The organism is Bradyrhizobium sp. 63_E2_N1_3, from assembly GCF_052076005.1.
GTDB classification, from domain to species: domain Bacteria; phylum Pseudomonadota; class Alphaproteobacteria; order Rhizobiales; family Xanthobacteraceae; genus Bradyrhizobium; species Bradyrhizobium barranii.
In genome coordinates this window covers 1699062-1714834 of the sequence record NZ_CP197235.1, presented here as the reverse complement: position 1 = coordinate 1714834, position 15773 = coordinate 1699062, and the positions used below count along the sequence as shown (strand labels likewise).

The following is a 15773-nucleotide window of genomic DNA, read 5'->3' as shown; positions in this document are numbered from 1 at the left end:
AGCCATCGGCGGAAAAGTTCGTTACGATCGTAATACGTCCAGCACCTAGGATGGCGGCCGATGCCACCGACGCGGCCGTGTCGATGGTCGGATCTAAGGCGACGGAGACCAGCGACGCAATCAGAAGCCCGAAGGCAAGCGCAGCCGTAGGCGCAGCGTTTCTTTTTCGCCACATCAGTTTCCCAACGCCCGGGTTTTCGCCGGATAAGCTGGAAGTCAACATGCCTGCGGTGCGGCTCACTACTTCGGGCGACACCGGGAGCCGAAATTTGTTGCCCACTCGCCTATTGACCCGCTCCGGGATTGCCAGAGGCTCCAACTCTTGAGAAGGGGGAGCCGTGCCAAGCAAGACGATGAACAGATTCCAACCCGGGTCCCGGCCCGTGCGGTTCGGATCGTTACTACTCCGAATTCGTTTGAACGCTTTCCTCGCGATTGAGGTAGGCGTGCACACGCACACCTATCTCACGCTCCTGCGCGCGCTCAGGCGCCCATGCCGCCGTCGATGGTGTGCATCGCGCCGGTCATCATTGCACCGTGCGGGCCCGCGATATAGGCGGCGAGCTCGGCAACCTCATCCGTGCGAATATGGCGCTTGATTGCCATGAAGCTGCGCACGAACTCGGCCATCGGTCCGTCAGCCGGATTCATATCGCTGTCAGTCGGTCCAGGCTGGATGCTGTTGACGGTAATTCCGCGATCGCCGAAATCGCGCGCGAGCCCACGGACCATGCCCTGCACCGCCGATTTGGTGAGCGCATACGCGGCTCCGCCCGGAAAGGGCATAAAGTCGCCGAAGACCGAGCCGATCACGATGATGCGGCCATTGTCGGGCATCTTGCGCGCAGCCTCGATCGCGGCGTGATAGGGGGCGCGGGCATTTACATCGATCATGTGGTCGATGGCGTCGGCCTCAAGCGTCAACGGATCGCCCATAACGCTCGTGCCTGCATTCGCGATGAGTACGTCGAGAGCGCCGCGGGACGCGACGGTTGCAATCAGCGCGTCACGGTCGGCGCTGTCGGTGCGGATCGCTACGGCGCGTGTCTCACCCGCAAGCGCCTCCGCGGCTTCCTTCGATCCGGCATAGGTGAAGGCAATTTTGCCGCCCCCCCTCGCGAAACGTCGGACAATCGCTGCACCAATACCCCGGCTGCCGCCGAGAACGAGAATGTTCTTGTCAGTGAAGTCACCCATAACTAGCTCCTTGAATTTGTGTACCAAGCACTACAGGCGGGCCTCGATGTCCGCTTCCGAAGACTCAGAGCGACCTTTGGGTGTCCGCCGGAGCGTCAGACGCGTCGCGACCAACTCAAAAAGGCGTGGGGCCGAGCACCTTGATAGCGAATTTCTTGGCCAGCGCGGGAAGGTCCGTCACGCCGCCTTTGGCAATGACGCGCATGGCTTCCTCAACACCGCCGGGGTAAGCAATCCCCGCGATCCGCAGCTTTGAGGTCGAGCGGTTACCCCAGGCGTGTGGAATGCCTTTGGGGAGCGTGACCATCGTCCCGGCTTCCGCATCGAATATCTTGTCGCCGAGCGCGAAGCGCGCTGTACCTTCCAGCACAAAGAGGTATTCGTCCTCATTTTGATGGACGTGCAGCGGCGTGCCGTCGCCGGGGTCCGAGACAATCTCAACCAATGAATATACGCCGTTTGTGTCGGCTGCCGACACGCGTATCAGGAAAAGCTCGCCAGGCCTCGTTTGCAACCAGTCGGCCCGCGCGTTGCGATCCGGGTGAGAAGCTGAAGTTGTCGTCTGACTCATTTTCTGTGTCCACTTTGGTTTCGAACATTGCCCTCAAGCACCGTGGCCTCGATCTAGGGAGTGCGGAAGAACCAATCTTGAAGATTCTTGCGTTTCGCGCGGTTCGGCGCCCGGTTACGAACTTGTTACCTGCAAGAAGCCAGAACGATCTTGAGCTTCTCGTCATCCGTCCAGCGTCGACGCCGGCCGGCTTCGACAACTCCCAGCCGTTCAACCCGAGTACCGTACTTATTGTTGTCCATAAGGACTGTCACGCGGCGCTCACCCTAATCGACAGGGCGGCTCTCACCGAACGAAAGCATTATTATTGGCATCCGCTATCAAGGGATGATCATCGCCTTGCGAAGACGGACAAAAAGGTCGAACCCGAACCAGCCGGCCAACCGCGCCCACATCCAGCTCCAGCGAAAGACGTCGCCGTTGACGACGTTGAAGGCATTATTGCGCGCAACCCCGGTTGTTGCGGCCCATTCCAGACGGCGGGCCAAATAACCTTGCGTCGGTCATATCGGTGAGTCCGCTCCATTGTGCAGCGGAGCCCAGGAACAGGAACGGCCGCCCGCTCTCCGATAATTTGCCTGCGATAATTTGGCAGGAAACGGCCCATTAACCCCCAATGTCCATCATTATCGCTGTCTAGTGCATAGTCGTTATCAACGAACTCACACAGGAGCCGTCGCTGATCGCAACCGGGCGACGGCCTCCTTGTTGGTTGGACCGATGGACTATCGAGCTTTCACGAACGACAGCCTCACCATGATGTATGAGAGTGTTCGCGGCGCTCTTGCGTCGGACGATGCTCAGAAGGTTGCCGGAGAGAAACCACGCTTCCAAGTTCGCGAAACGTCTGGTTGGAAGGAGCATGCCGCCAATCTAGAGACCGAAATGCTCCGGCGGGGCATGTTCTTCGAGATTATTGATTGGTCCGAAGATCAGGGGCGCTTGCCCTCTGGTTCTGCTTAATGGAATGTTAATGGATCGTCGCCAACGTTAAGGCTATCGCAATCGTCGCGGCGGCGACACCCGTTTCGCTAACTATTGTCCAGACCTGCTCGGTTGGCAGTCTCTTCACAGGAGAGACCGTTATGCTCAAAGGTTGCATGATTGCTGCTTTCGCGCTGCTTTTTCTGATGCTGTGCGATCATCAGGTATCAAATGGCAAATATACTGACTCGGTTATCGTCATGGCGAAGCAGATCACGCGTTCGTTCGGCGTCTGACGTTCGTGGCGTCATGAGCGAGACAGATACTCTTGAAGCACTAAACGTCGGAAAGTGTCCGGATTGCGGATCGAACAAATTACGATCCAGGCTGCGCGTTGATATCGCCGAGCACCTGACCTGCGTGGCATGCGAGGCGCGTTTCTACGTCGCGCCGCGAGCACCGCTTGCCATGGTGTTCATTCGGCAATGACGGGCGTCGGGTGACTTCGTCAGGGGCCTTGCCAAAAATAAGCATGCTTGCAGGGGGGTTTTTCCCTCCCCCCTTTGGGATTGCTGATCCTTGCCCAAGGTCGTGCGGATGAAGGCATGCTCATGGCAACGGAATTCGATAACTTCGCGGCGCATGTGATTTCGCGCCGAGTAAGCTGCGCCCGGTGTTCACACAAACAATTCATCCGCTCACCCGCTGCTAGCAGACATTCTCAGAGGTAGTCGGCAGGTCTCGAAAGGGCCACAAGCGGACCTCAGCTGCTGGACGTCACGCGGCGGCACCAGCCGTATTCGTACGGTGTTCCATCTATCGAGCGGCGAGGATATCAGAATCCGGCAAATCGGGCGGAAGTCGCAGCGCAGCCACTTTCGAGTTCACGGTACGGTATACCGGAGCCAGCTTAGTCCCGACTGGAATTCAGCTTTCACCGAACACGATGGATCTTGATCCAGTTGATCACGGCTATCAAGCAGCCAACGCCGCCGCACGGGGACTATTAATGGGAGTGGCAAATGAAGTCGTACAACTCCTGCTGCAATCCGCCGGCAGTTGGCTTTTTGAAGGTCTTCGATCCGGTCTAAGTGACAGCGAGTGGTCGGCCTTGCGCTTTCTCGCTCGCGCAAACGAATTTTCGAGAACTCCGTCTGCTCTCACTGCTTTTCTAGACACCCACCGAAGCGCCGCAGCCCAGATTGCCGCCATCTTGCAGAGCAAGGGATTGGTAGTCCGTAAGCCTTCTTCCTACGACAAGCGCTCGATTACGCTAAGCGTTACACGTGAAGGCGAGAAGTTCCTGGAGCGCGATCCAATAAATGCTCTTCGAGAGCAGATCGTGGCGCTTGAGGACGAAAATCGATCTCAGCTACGCGACTCGCTTCGCGAAATTCTGATTCGGCTCGACGTCGCCCAGCGCCGACAAAACGCCGACGTTTGCAGTCAGTGCCTATTTTTGGTCGAAAACGACGAGGGGAAACATCGCCATTTCAATTGCCGTTTCTTTCGGCGATCCGTTGCACCAAGAGATACGAGCTTGCTTTGTACGTATTTCGAGCCGCGTCCACAGAAGAGCTTGGCAGCCAAAACGTCAACAGCTTGAAACTTCGGATCATTGCCAATACACAAACATGCCGAAGTCTGCCTTGGGATAACCGGTACCGGTACCTGGTCGCCTTCAATCCCGGCTATCGCCCCCTGGGTCGCTCCCACCCTCAGCGACAGCTGTCCACCGCGAGGGCCACAAGAGCCGTTGGGCGCGGCGCATGGTGGTCCCGCCATCCACGAGCGACGGCGTTGCACCGACGAACGACAGGTTGATCGGCGGCGTCGGGTTTTTCCGGGTCACGGCACTTTGAGCCGTTGCCGACTTCATTGGCTTCGGTAGAATCGGAATAGGGCGAGAGGGGCACGTCACGTTATGTCGGACAAGCGCGCAGAACTGGAACGCCTTAGCGAAGACGACCCGGTCTTGGCTCGCTTGCTCCGTCAGGAGTACCCCACCTCCGACGGCTACATCGACGCGCAATGGGGGCGGCACGGAGGCCCGACGACTGATCTCGATGAGCAGGCGCGGGAGCAGCGCATCATCGACCTGCTCGACGCTCTTGAGCGTCAGGACGCGGAAGCTCGGCGCGAGGGGGACGAGCTCGAAGAGCTCATCCGCGACGTGCTCTATCGGCTCAACGATGTGCGCGAGGGCAGTGCCGAGTACCGCATGATCGTGCGCCAACTCAAAGGTCTGCGCGAATGCAGTGAGCTGGGCCGCCTTATCTTTGAAGGCTTCGCCATGGGATGTCGGCCGTGGGTACCCGCTGAGGTGTATGGCTGGGAGCCGGATTAACCGGCTGGGACGCCGACGCCAGACGATGCACTGTTAACCGGTACCGGTACCTTGGTCGTTGAAATCCCGACTATGTGCCCCGGGGCCGCCCCACCCCTCATTCATTGCTGTCCAGGACCATCCGCGGCGCTTGAGCGCCTGCACATGCCTGCACGTTGCAGCACGCCAATAGCGGCCGCCATGTCCATTGGCGCCGGCAGAAGCAGCAGTGACGCGCATGTGCGAGGGCAAGAAACTGACGACGGTCGTCAGCGAACAGGCGCCGCACTCGCCACGCGCGCTGATACGGCAAAAGTGAATCGCTGCGATTCAGAAAACGCACATCGTACAGAATCTAATCGGTGGTATAGCCAAATACAGCGGTTTTTATAGAGGTATCCCGTGACTCCCGAGCGGCCCCTAGTGACTTACATGCGTGTTTCCACATCACAGCAAGGTCGTTCAGGTCTCGGTCTCGAAGCGCAACGTGCCGCGTTGCTCCACTTTGCCGAGACCGAGCGCTTCCACATCGTTGACGAATTTGTCGAAGTGGACTCGGGCAAGGGCCACGATGCCTTGGACCGCCGTCCGCAGCTCAGAGCCGCGCTGGCGCACGCGAAGAAGCACAAGTGCCATCTCGGCGTCGCCAAGTTGGATCGCCTCAGCCGCGACGTGCACTTCATTAGCGGGCTCATGGTGCATCGGGTGCCGTTTTTGGTCGCCGAACTCGGGGCCGATGTCGATCCCTTCGTCCTGCACCTCTTCGCCGCACTCGCGGAGAAGGAACGCACGCTGATTGGAACACGAACGCGGGCTGCGCTGGCGGCGGCAAAGGTGCGCGGCGTCAGGCTCGGTAATCCGGGCCTTGAGGACGCCCGGCAGCGCGCCATTCGGCAGATTCGGCAAGCCGCCGATGCCCGCGCCGTTGAGGTGATGCCCCTGATCCAGCAGATTCAGCAAACAGGAGCGACGTCGTTACGCGACATCGCTGATCGGTTGAATGCTCAAGGAGTAGCAGGCCCACGTGGGGGCGCCTGGTACGCCACCAGCGTCAAGAACGTCTTGGCTCGGAGTCTCTAGGATTCCTCGCACGCAGGCCTAGCCGACGGGCTACGATCCTGAGTCTCGCTGACCAATTCCTCGTCGTCGCAAAACTCGAAAATCACGACATCCGCGCCTCGATCTTCTGGGTGGATAGTGTAGTGACGATCTAGCGCGGCATCCGGGTCCTCGTGATAACAGCGAGGCACCGTCACAACCTTCCACGGACGCGGCTGGCCCCAGCTCTCGATCCGGTCAACTGCTTGAGACAGTCGGTTGATGTAGGATGCGGTGACCATTGTGGACCCCCATATCTCGCGACAGCACGGCCAATCGCTGTTGAACGTCGGTCAAGACTTCCGCCTCGAGGCAGGCGCGGATCTCTTTCAGAGCATAAATGAACCGGGTCATTTCGTCGGAGGGGATCCTACCGTTCAGTCCCATGCGGTATAGCCTGGCCATCTCCCCCCGAACCCCCGCCAGCGTGTCCAACGCCATCTTGTTGCGGGGGGTTAGGACCTCGGCTTTTTGTTTCTGGCTCAATGTCATCCGGCCGGTTCATTGGGGGCCTGAAACCAATATAGCGCCATTCGTCCCGACCGGCGAATGTCTGGGTTGCGGGTAACGATGGCAAGGCCACCGCGGCTGCACCGGTGTACCACGTCCATCAGACTTGCCGCCGTGCGCCAAGCGGCGCTGGGGTTCACCGCACTGCTGCATCACATCACCGTCCTTCTGGAGCAGAGTTACTGCGCATCTGAGCAAGACTCGGCGCCAGGCGTCGGGGTTAAGCGCGGTCTGGTGCCGCTGCGGCTCCGCGTCAAGCTCCTCGATGCGCGGCCGTCCATGCTTTTCCTATCTCTTTATGACCTCTTTCGCGTAGACGATCTCGACTTGTTTGCCGCCCCCACGACGCGGCCCACCTCGGTATCGAGGGCGTTCTCCGGCACTTCGTTGCCGAGCGTCTCGCGCAGCTGCTTTTCCAGATGAGCCTTCAGGATGGACGGGCTCATCTCGGCCTTCAGAGCCTTGGCCTGGCGGCAATACCAGCCAGCCAGCTGATTGACGCGCGGCGGGTCCAACTCGGACGGCGGCGACGTTCCTCCCTCCCTCTGGCTAGATGGCGTAACCACCGTAACCGGCGTAACCACCACCTCGAAGAAGCGCTCGTATACGTCCTTGGTTGCGGTGGTGACGTTGGGTACGGCGTCTGGCGGAAGGGAGAGAGGCGGGAGGTAGCGGCGCCACGCATCGGCGAGAGGGGCGATGGGGTAGCCCTTCGCCTGCGTCCTCACGTTCGGATGGGGCCGAAGGTTCTCCGACCTCACCTCATAGTCGCGCAGGGTGACCGCGAGCTGGCTGGGTGTGTAGGCCTGCCCCTTGTTGACGGTGTGCCACGGCGCATCCTCGAGCCCGAACAGCTCCTCAAGTATCCTCTTGGTGGCAAGGCCATGCGGAATCGCCTGCGCGACCGCCACCAGGTTGTTCAGGAACACCGTGCGCAGGTCCCCCAACAATCTCAGGTTCAGGCTGACCGGCGTGTCCCGGCTCACGGCAACGAGGGCTTCAGCGGCCTCACGCGCCAATGTCGGCCACGCGCCGCCCGCCAGATCGGCCACCGCCAGCAAAGGCTCCCAGCCGTCCGCCTGACGATCCTCGACAGATGGCGGCATGACGGGTCGCGCCTCCTCGGCGTCGGCGGCCACCATGCGCGCCCAGCCGATCAAGCGTCGGCACAGGGCCGCGCCTTCCGGGGTATGAAGGCGGTGACGGAAAGGCTCAACGCGCTCGCCGCGTAGACGCCGGCGCATACGAATAATGATGCTGCGGGTCAGGATGGTGTCCGGCAGCCAGCCAATCCCGGCCAGTGCGACGGCGGCATAGCTCTCGATCTCTTCAGTCTCGACAATCGTGCCGCGAACCACGCAGCGCCCAAACTTGGCGCCGCGCCTATGACCGCTATTGATAAAGGCCCGGATGTCCTCGTGCTCCTTCGCCCTGGGACCAAAGATGGTGTCGATCTCGTCGAACAGCACGGTCGGTTGTCCCTCATCGCTGCCGGTCTTGCGGAACAGGTAGGAGGCCGACGAGTTCATGGTGTTGATGGGACGGGGCACCAATGGCTCGGTTACCTCGAGGCACCGCGTCTTTCCGCTCTCCGGCTCGGCCGACAGAAACGCAAGACGCGGCGTGCTTTCCCACGCCGACATCAGATGCGTATGCGCAATCCACAGCGTGTGCGCGATGGTGGCATGCTCAGACGGGTAACAGACGAACCGATCCAAATAGATGCGCACGTCGTCGAGCAAAGGGGCACCGTCGTGCTCGGCAACCGCGTCAATTGCGGCGTCCTCCTCCCTTTGCCTGTTTTCCCGTAACAGCCGTAACCCGCTCTTCACCAGTTCCGGGATCTCGCGGTGGCGTTCCTTCCAGCGCTTGTCGCGCGGTGCCTCCGATCTCGCCATCAGACTGCGCAGCGTATTGACCACCGCACCGGGATCGGTTCCCGCCGTAACAAGCTTGGCGGCGAGATCGCGCAAGCTGTCGTGCAGGGCATGGCCGGCGAGAATGTTCGCGTAAAGATCGCCCCAGTTGCCAGACGCCTCGCTGCCGTTGGTACTTTCGCCACCAGTAGGCGCATCACGGTGCTTGCCGTTGGCGTTGTCGTTCCTGCTGCGCTGATAGCCGTGGTTCAGCATCACCGCGGCGAGATCGTCCATCAATGCCTGCGCTTCGGCCTCGTCAATCAACGGCAACTCCGCGCGCTTGGTGTTGCCGGGATTGCCGCCGCTCCACTGGTACATTTCTTGAGTGTCGGGGTGAACGCCGTGGACGACAACTTGCTGGCCACGGCAGAGGAACTCGACCTTCTGGTTGGTGTCACCGTCAGGCGCGGTCAGCAGGACCTGTACCTTCGCGAATGGCATATCGGTGCGGAACGGAATAGCGACCTTGGGACGACGCCCATAACGCAGCAGGACCTTGCCGAGCTCACCAAACCGCTCGCGCACCAGCGCGACAGCGGCATCAACGGCGGCCTCGTCCAGAACGTCGATATCCAATGTTGGGCAATGCGCGCAGAGCATGCCGGTGTTGGTGGCGCTGGGGTACAGCCTGCTCCAGATAGCAAGATCGTCTTGGGAGACCCCGACGCGCTCCGGCCAGCCCTCGAGAACCGCCGCTTTGCCCTCCACCGGGGTCGGCACGTACCCGGATTTGATCATGTGCTGGCGTATGTCGGTGGGTGTCACGGCTGGCCTCGTCGAAATTGAGACTAGGAAAGGGCGAGGCCGAAGCCTCGCCTTCGCAACCTTGGTTAGCGGATGGGATCGTTCATCCCGCCGCTATCGTGCGCGATGGCAATCACCTCCGCGCCGGGAATGCTCCAGTCCACGATCTTGAAATACGGCTTGGATCTCATGCCGTACTTTGTCCGCATGACCTGCCATTCCAGCGACAGCAGCGGCACGACGCCGGGGCGAAGACGGCGGGCGTTGCGTACGGCGTTCTTGAGATCATCCACCGCGCTGCGTCCGCCGGCCGAGGCCGTGCAGAAGGTGTAAGCCGTACACGTATGCGGGTCGATGAGCAGCACCTCTCGCGAGTTCTGCAACGGATCGGTGGGTTTGTCGTCGGGGCCGCATTCCCACTTGCTCTCGTCGGTGTAGCCGAGTTCGTGACGATTAGGATAATGGCCATCGATCTCCGTCACGAAGTCGACGACCTTGCCGTTTTCCCACCTCTTCCAGCCTGTCCTGATACTCAAAGCGATGTAGCAGCTGCCATTGGGGATCGCCGCCTTTTCCTTGCCGGCAAACCACTGTTTGTCGTCAAAGCGCAGCAGCGTACCCTGGATCTGACGACCGGCGCCCTCGTCATCGATGGGGCTGTTCCAACCGTCATCAACGAGTGTGTAGGCCTGCATGGCAGTGCCAGCGTCAGCGTTGTTCACGTTGTCGGCCATTGTCTTTTCTCCTCTTTCCTTGATCACCAAAAGGACGGCGGCACCGCTCGTCACGGTGCCGCCGTCAGTCGTCTAGGCCGCTTCGCGCAACTCATGCAGGCATCCCTGCAGTTCGTTAAGGAACTGAACGGCGGCGTTAATCGCGACATGCGCCTCGTTCGCGCCGCCGAGATCGTCCGGGTGGATGCGGTCGGCCGCCATATCCAGACCGAAAATCAATTCGCCGATCGTCCGGTCGAGGATCGCGTTGCCGATCTTGCCGCAGAGGCTTGCAGCCCCTGCCTTCTTCGCATAGATGATACTCATCTACCTGCGCCTCCGGGCGCGCTCCGGCCCACTTGTTGTTACCTCTCGGGGGGTCGGTATTTGCCGAGATTGCAGGTGGCTTTCGACTTGCCGGTCAGGCCACCTGCTCGACTCTCTGTTTTCCGCGGCCATCTTCGATCCCTGCTCAGCCGTCTTCCGGCGTGAGCAAGCTCCGCGTGGTCATCTGGGCGCGGGAGCGCGCCGGTCAGCTACGCGGCCTCCGGCGACTGCCTTACGGGCAAGGACTTGATCCACGCCTTGAGTGCCTCGGCGGTGATGATCGTGCGCGCGCCGGCCTTCCTGGCCTCCAGCCGCCCGCGCTTGATCTCGGAAAAGATCAAGGTCCGCCCGACGCCCGCGCGATGCGCGGCCTCGTCAGGCGAGAATGCGAATATGTCGTTCATGGGTGTTTCCCGTCGTTTAGGCCGCACGTGAGCGGCCTTCTACGAACGGGGTGTACGCTTCCGCCGGCTCTTTTGGACGTGGGGGAGTTTTGAAGAAAGATTCAAATCTCCCCCATGGGCCCGTGCAGTCGAGAGGGCCCGCGCAATCGTCTCCGGCTTGTAGGGCCTGCCGCGATTGAAAATACGCAATTCCTGCAGCGTCGCCTGAACAAATCTGACGTAGGGGCCGCCGACGACTTGATCGTCGCTTCGACTGCGGCGCGCAGGACGATTGAAGTGCCGCTTATAGATGGCCGTGAGGTAGACACCGGCGAGCCAGTCGAACGGACTGAGCTTTTCTAAACCCAGCTCGGCCATCGTTCTCCTTGCCGCTTCGGTTGCCCACGCAGGCTCCTCGATCGGCGTGTTGTAGTCCGCTGCCGCTGCGGTAATGAGCTTCACGACAGTTCGGGCGTCAGGGTCAACGTCAGCCAGCGCACGCGATATAGCAACCCACGCATCTTCGTCTGCAAGACGTGAACTCAGCTTGCGTGCCGCCTTCTCAATCTCGCCGACCTTTTCTTTCCGTTTGGGCAAATCCGCCAACTTCTTCCGAGTAACGTACCAGGTGCGCGCCCAGTCCAAGTCACGACACAGTTCGGCGACGTCCAGAACAGTTGCGATCCCGGTTTCGGAGATGATTGCCTTGACTTGGTTCCGCCAATCGTTCGATGGCTCCGGGAATTTTCCGCGAACAACTGGCACGACCAATTACCCCTGAGCGCGTACGAATGGCCGCACGTCCCGGTCTTCCGATAACCCATGCCGAAGCGTGTCGAGATAATCCGCCCACACCTGCATCATTGCGATCCGTTCGCCCCAAAATTCGGCGGCGTGCATGTAGGCGCGGCGAACGTCGTTCTCTACCATGTGCGCAGCTGACGCTCGATCGCGTCCGGATTCCAGTGGACCATCTCGTTGAGCAATGTCGATGCGATCGCCTGGAAGCCCGACGCGGTCCGAGAGTTTCGCTGGGGCTCGCTCAATTTCGACGACGAGAGACTTACCGGCGAGGCCGCACTCTTTCAGGTGCTTGGACGGGAGGATCACATTCCATTTTCCCATGTCCGGCTCCTGCGTTTCTGACCTGGCACCCGAAGTGGTGTATCATCACCACCAGGTCACTCGCCCTTGGCGCGGGCAACTCGCCAACAGCGCCGGTGAGACCTTTGAATACTACCTCAACGAGATTGACGAAACCATGGTCAGCCTCACAATCCGTGTTACCGCGGCGATTGAACGCGAAATGTTCTCCAAACTCGTTACTTTCACAACCGGTGCGTTCAGCCAAATCGAAGCAGCGGTAAGACGATTCGTGAATCCGCGGGCGATCCGCCGCCGCTCGGAGATCAACCTTGAACAGCGAGAACGGTAACGCGGGGGCGCTGAGGCGGTAGCTTTGGGTTGTCAATACGTGCCGCCAGGACGTTGCCATGAGTACCGGATGTTGGCGCATCAAACCTCCCGGGCCTGAGGGGAAGTTCGTAATGACCGCAGCAAGGCGAACACCCAACGAGACAAGCGTTGATGCGGCGCGCAGGTCTGGTCCTCGCCGCATGCTCAACGAGAAGCAGGTGCTGGCGATCGTTCCCGTTTCCAGAACTACAATTTTTCGACTGGAGAAATCCGGCCGCTTCCCCAAATCGACCTACATCTCCCCGAACCGTCGCATCTGGTTTGAGGACGAGATCGTGGCGTGGCAGAATGCTGTCGATGAATTCAACCCGCATCGGGCTCGGGGCAAAGGACGTCGCCCGCGTACGGCTGGGGGCAAATCGAACGCGCGCTTCTCGCCGTAGTCTGGGAACCTGAGCCGCTTACGGCTTGGTTTCCCTTGGGAAGACCAACGATCGATCGTCGAAGTCCTGAACCGGAAGTTTGGCGCTGCCGACGGCTTGAGGCGGTTGCGGCTTCGACGTCGCGAGCCCAGTCGTCGTCGAATGGGTGAAATGCAAGCCCGATCGCATCAACCCGGACCCTATTCCGAGCAGAGCGACGAGCACGAGTGCCGACATCATCATCTTCATGGCAAGCTCCATGCGATTGAGAGTTTGCGCCCAACGCTCCGTGTACGGCGCGCACCACAAGCCGAGTGTGAACCGCCTCACATCTCTCGAAGGCGTGATCATTGTCGTGCCGTTATCGCGGCGACCAGTTCGCCGGGCTCCGATCTCGGCGCGCAGCGCTATGCAATCGCTGCCTTGTCTTCCTTGTCCGCTCCGCGCATCACGATCCGCAGCGCGTCATCCGGTAATGGCCGCTGCAATGCCTTGGCCTCGTCCCACGCCGCGCGCATCCAGACATCGCGCTCCTCATCGGTGGTCAGGATCACCGGCATCGCTTTCGGATCGATCGGCTCGACCACCGCATTCGGCGCGGTTGTCAGGAAGCCATAGACCTGATGCGGTCCTGGCACCGGCTTCGACTTGGTGCCGCGATCACCGTTGAACGTCGTCCGGATGCCAGCGAAGGCGAACAGCAGACGGTCCTCGTTCAGCGCGAACCACACCACATCCTTTTTCTTAATCCCTGCTGTCCCAGCTTCCGGACAAGCAAAAGTTTAATAAAATTTGCCACTTAACTCTAAATCAGGTTCCAGATTTTCAGTTCAGTTGAAGGGCGTATGGTTGCTTTCATTAAACCATGCGCTTCCGTTACGTACCAAAAGCCAGCGCGGCCAACGTACCGAGGACTGCACATGAACAAGCATCCTACCGAAGGGCTGCTCTTTTTTGATGGCAGCCAGAATTTGCGTGTCATTGCTTGCGATGTCAGCCGAACCGGCGCCGTCGTCCACTCAGACCGGCTCGGCCTGCTACCGATCGATTTCTACATCACGTTCGACGACTTTCTGACGGTGGCAAAATGCCGGCTCACATGGCGCTATCGCGACGATTTCGGCGTCGTTATCGACCGCTGGCTAGATCTGCGTCAGTGGATCGCGGGCAACCAAGCAGGATAAGGCGGATCGCATCGGCCCCGGCGGACAACCATGAAAAAACCGCCGCGCGATTATGTTCGGGCCTCGATCAGAAGCGCTGCTGCGCCGGTGTACCAGCCGTGCTCGCACGGCGACCAGCGAGGGCCGACAGTGGTTGGTTATGCATCCACCGACGGCCATTTTCTGATGGGCATTTCGTTGTAGCGCGCGTGGTTCAGCTCCTCGGCGGTGAACAAATCGCATGTCCAAGCGCCGCCCATCCATGGGCTGTTGGCTCCATCATTACCCTGCGGTCACTGATTTTCCGTCCGTACTCGATCAACCCGGCGCGCCAAAGCCACCACACCGACCGTGTACTGCGGCCCTCCCGATTCACGAAGCCGAACGAGAACACGTGGGGGTCATGCGTGACTTCGCCTCGCGCGGCGGCTTCCAGTGCGCTTCGCTGCGATTTGGTCAGCCCTATGTCGTCCGGAGGTTCCTGCGCCATCGCCCAACATTGCCGTCCCGAAGGAAACTATGCCGCAAACCATTGCTAATGATGGTCCACTTTTGAGCGTAGGAACTCAGGGCAAAGGTCAGCCCCGGCGCCGGGGCTGGAAGGCGCCGGAGACCGCCGCTGCCTCGCCCGCCGCCGGAGAGATCTTTGGAGGAGGACATCCGTCAAGGACGGGGCCGTTGAAACGCTGAGATAAGTAGTCGTCGTCAGCAAGTGCAGTTTGTGCCATTCGGCGTATCAACAACGGAAAGGCCATTGCCGCTAATGGATACACGGGAACCGGTGTTGCGAGGCGAGATTTCGACCATAATGTGTGCGGGCGAATTTGCCGCTTTTTGCAAAGGATGGCTCGAGACCCATGGGGCGCTGGAAAGTAAGTTGGACCGAGCAAGAGATCGAAAAGCTCAAATTGCTGGCGGGCACCATGCCGCTCTCGCTGATCGCCAAGGAGCTTGATCGCACCACGGGCGCTGTGCTGGCGAAGGCGACGGCAAAAAAGCTCTCGATAATCGTGCACACACGTAGCGGTCGGGCCTGAGCCCACGCGCCGCAGATTCATTTGGCTGGGGAGGTATGGGCGTGGATCGGGAACGTCAGCGCGGATTGGACGCAGGCCGGCGTTGGGCCAAGGTTGCGACCGCGCATGAGATTGCCACCGTGGTCAGCGGATCGTTCGACGACGTTTGCCGCATCATGCCGCCCGATGTATCGGACCACTTCGTTGGCGGTTTCCGTGAGGGGGTGCTCCACGTCTGGCGCGGTGCGTGATTTACCTGCAAACAATTGGAGCGCGGTATCAAAAGACAAATCTGACGCCGCACGTAGTCCCGTGCCGCCACACTACATGGCAGCGCCTCGTCGTCTTGAAGCCATCCAGCGACAGATCGAAATCGCGAGAAAACACGTAGAATGGGCAGTGAAACTTCGCCCCCTGATCGTTCACGTCCTTCACCACGCAGCCATGAACGCCGTCAATTCCGTCAAAGTGAATCATCGCGGGTTGGTTGATTTCAATGCGCGCCAATGCTCGCCGCTCAATCATAGGACCAACTCCAAACGTCATCGGATCAAAAATTAACGCGATAATCGGCGCAGACTATCGCGACGATTTGGATTTAAAAGTAAGAGACCATAACTTTTTAAAATTGTACGAGGTTCAAATCTTTCCAAACGTGTGCGCGCGTGGTCCCCGCGCGATCTTGTGCATGTTTCGCACCCGGCAAACCAATCCAGCCGAGACGACGAGTGGCGCGACGGCAGGACGTAGTCAGCGCGAGATCAAACGATTGGATGCCGTCAAAACGGTGCCAGCAATGCCGCCTTAGCCACTCTTACCGGTGAGGACCTGATCTTGAAACGTAGGAGAGTACGTCATGCCGCCGACCGATCAGTCGCGAAATCATGTTGGCGAACTGAACGAGAGAAAGAATTGCGAGGAATTCCAAAATCATTTCAAAAAGCCTCCGGGTTCGAAAATTCGCTGTTGTAAAACACGCCCCAGCCCGGAGACCGCAAAACTAAAACTGTTTGGTGCGGCGTAAACGCAAAATAGAACGCTTCA

21 protein-coding genes and 2 pseudogenes are annotated in these 15773 nt (G+C 59.9%); 11 read left to right on the top strand and 12 right to left on the bottom strand.

Annotation, left to right across the window (positions count from 1 at the left end; all coding sequences use genetic code 11):
* Positions 1 to 483 precede the first annotated feature (483 nt).
* The 3 genes and pseudogenes from bdcA to AB7531_RS07990 form a co-directional block, all read right to left on the bottom strand.
* Positions 484 to 1197 (bottom strand): SDR family oxidoreductase, encoded by a 714-nt coding sequence (bdcA, locus tag AB7531_RS08000; RefSeq protein ID WP_063981277.1) that lies wholly within the window; start codon positions 1195 to 1197, stop codon positions 484 to 486.
* Between the two features lie 115 nt (positions 1198 to 1312).
* The gene (locus tag AB7531_RS07995) at positions 1313 to 1768 is read right to left on the bottom strand and encodes a cupin domain-containing protein (RefSeq protein ID WP_063981276.1); all 456 of its coding nucleotides are present in this window, start codon (positions 1766 to 1768) and stop codon (positions 1313 to 1315) included.
* A 359-nt stretch (positions 1769 to 2127) separates the two neighbouring features.
* Positions 2128 to 2335: pseudogene (locus AB7531_RS07990) on the bottom strand (NAD-dependent dehydratase); the annotation flags it as partial.
* A 153-nt stretch (positions 2336 to 2488) separates the two neighbouring features.
* Between AB7531_RS07990 and AB7531_RS07985 the strand changes: the two are divergent.
* From AB7531_RS07985 to AB7531_RS07965, 5 genes are all read left to right on the top strand, one after another.
* Entirely contained in the window at positions 2489 to 2731 is a 243-nt protein-coding gene (locus AB7531_RS07985; RefSeq protein ID WP_063981275.1) for a hypothetical protein, read from the top strand.
* A 122-nt stretch (positions 2732 to 2853) separates the two neighbouring features.
* Positions 2854 to 2988, top strand: a complete 135-nt coding sequence (locus AB7531_RS07980) for a hypothetical protein (protein ID WP_256376464.1) — start codon at positions 2854 to 2856, stop codon at positions 2986 to 2988.
* Positions 2989 to 3638: 650 nt separating this feature from the next.
* Positions 3639 to 4298, top strand: coding sequence for a MarR family winged helix-turn-helix transcriptional regulator (locus AB7531_RS07975; protein WP_245328548.1), 660 nt, complete (start codon positions 3639 to 3641; stop codon positions 4296 to 4298).
* Between the two features lie 318 nt (positions 4299 to 4616).
* Positions 4617 to 5039, top strand: coding sequence for a hypothetical protein (locus AB7531_RS07970; RefSeq protein ID WP_063981274.1), 423 nt, complete (start codon positions 4617 to 4619; stop codon positions 5037 to 5039).
* A gap of 411 nt (positions 5040 to 5450) precedes the next feature.
* Positions 5451 to 6098 carry a recombinase family protein gene (locus tag AB7531_RS07965; protein WP_084795335.1) on the top strand — a complete coding sequence of 216 codons (648 nt, stop codon included), beginning with the start codon at positions 5451 to 5453 and terminating at the stop codon, positions 6096 to 6098.
* Positions 6099 to 6922: 824 nt separating this feature from the next.
* Here the strand turns inward: AB7531_RS07965 and AB7531_RS07960 are convergent.
* The 6 genes from AB7531_RS07960 to AB7531_RS07935 all read right to left on the bottom strand — a co-directional run bounded on the left by AB7531_RS07960 (position 6923) and on the right by AB7531_RS07935 (position 11837).
* Positions 6923 to 9310 (bottom strand): DUF3631 domain-containing protein, encoded by a 2388-nt coding sequence (locus tag AB7531_RS07960; RefSeq protein WP_354102278.1) that lies wholly within the window; start codon positions 9308 to 9310, stop codon positions 6923 to 6925.
* A 65-nt stretch (positions 9311 to 9375) separates the two neighbouring features.
* Entirely contained in the window at positions 9376 to 10023 is a 648-nt protein-coding gene (locus tag AB7531_RS07955; RefSeq protein WP_063981270.1) for a hypothetical protein, read from the bottom strand.
* 72 nt (positions 10024 to 10095) lie between these two features.
* Positions 10096 to 10329 carry a hypothetical protein gene (locus tag AB7531_RS07950; RefSeq protein ID WP_063981269.1) on the bottom strand — a complete coding sequence of 78 codons (234 nt, stop codon included), beginning with the start codon at positions 10327 to 10329 and terminating at the stop codon, positions 10096 to 10098.
* Between the two features lie 209 nt (positions 10330 to 10538).
* Positions 10539 to 10733, bottom strand: coding sequence for a helix-turn-helix domain-containing protein (locus tag AB7531_RS07945; protein ID WP_063981268.1), 195 nt, complete (start codon positions 10731 to 10733; stop codon positions 10539 to 10541).
* Positions 10734 to 10772: 39 nt separating this feature from the next.
* On the bottom strand, positions 10773 to 11477 hold the full coding sequence (locus AB7531_RS07940; RefSeq protein ID WP_187387935.1) for a hypothetical protein: 705 nt from the start codon (positions 11475 to 11477) through the stop codon (positions 10773 to 10775).
* Positions 11478 to 11483: 6 nt separating this feature from the next.
* Positions 11484 to 11837, bottom strand: coding sequence for a hypothetical protein (locus tag AB7531_RS07935; protein ID WP_187387934.1), 354 nt, complete (start codon positions 11835 to 11837; stop codon positions 11484 to 11486).
* Here AB7531_RS07935 and AB7531_RS07930 point away from each other — a divergent pair.
* Positions 11836 to 12147: a hypothetical protein gene (locus AB7531_RS07930; protein WP_063981266.1), complete on the top strand. Its 312-nt coding sequence runs from the start codon at positions 11836 to 11838 to the stop codon at positions 12145 to 12147. The two genes, AB7531_RS07935 and AB7531_RS07930, sit on opposite strands and share 2 nt — an antisense overlap.
* A gap of 112 nt (positions 12148 to 12259) precedes the next feature.
* A complete protein-coding gene (locus AB7531_RS07925) occupies positions 12260 to 12571 on the top strand; it encodes a helix-turn-helix transcriptional regulator (RefSeq protein ID WP_441279927.1) in 312 nt (103 codons plus the stop codon).
* Positions 12572 to 12589: 18 nt separating this feature from the next.
* Here the strand turns inward: AB7531_RS07925 and AB7531_RS07920 are convergent, their stop codons facing one another.
* A complete protein-coding gene (locus AB7531_RS07920) occupies positions 12590 to 12799 on the bottom strand; it encodes a hypothetical protein (protein WP_187387933.1) in 210 nt (69 codons plus the stop codon).
* Positions 12800 to 12957: 158 nt separating this feature from the next.
* Positions 12958 to 13296: pseudogene (locus AB7531_RS07915) on the bottom strand (SOS response-associated peptidase family protein); the annotation flags it as partial.
* 174 nt (positions 13297 to 13470) lie between these two features.
* Between AB7531_RS07915 and AB7531_RS07910 the strand changes: the two are divergent.
* The 3 genes from AB7531_RS07910 to AB7531_RS07900 all read left to right on the top strand — a co-directional run bounded on the left by AB7531_RS07910 (position 13471) and on the right by AB7531_RS07900 (position 14980).
* A complete protein-coding gene (locus AB7531_RS07910; RefSeq protein WP_063981263.1) occupies positions 13471 to 13734 on the top strand; it encodes a hypothetical protein in 264 nt (87 codons plus the stop codon).
* A gap of 836 nt (positions 13735 to 14570) precedes the next feature.
* A complete protein-coding gene (locus tag AB7531_RS07905) occupies positions 14571 to 14750 on the top strand; it encodes a hypothetical protein (protein WP_063981262.1) in 180 nt (59 codons plus the stop codon).
* Between the two features lie 41 nt (positions 14751 to 14791).
* Complete coding sequence (locus AB7531_RS07900; RefSeq protein ID WP_148312123.1) at positions 14792 to 14980, top strand: hypothetical protein; 189 nt, start codon at positions 14792 to 14794, stop codon at positions 14978 to 14980.
* A gap of 28 nt (positions 14981 to 15008) precedes the next feature.
* On the opposite strand, the gene AB7531_RS07895 is transcribed toward AB7531_RS07900, so the two are convergent.
* Positions 15009 to 15254, bottom strand: coding sequence for a PilZ domain-containing protein (locus AB7531_RS07895; protein WP_063981261.1), 246 nt, complete (start codon positions 15252 to 15254; stop codon positions 15009 to 15011).
* 331 nt (positions 15255 to 15585) lie between these two features.
* Here AB7531_RS07895 and AB7531_RS07890 point away from each other — a divergent pair, with 331 nt between their 5' ends.
* The gene (locus AB7531_RS07890) at positions 15586 to 15753 is read left to right on the top strand and encodes a hypothetical protein (RefSeq protein WP_354102280.1); all 168 of its coding nucleotides are present in this window, start codon (positions 15586 to 15588) and stop codon (positions 15751 to 15753) included.
* Positions 15754 to 15773 lie beyond the last annotated feature (20 nt).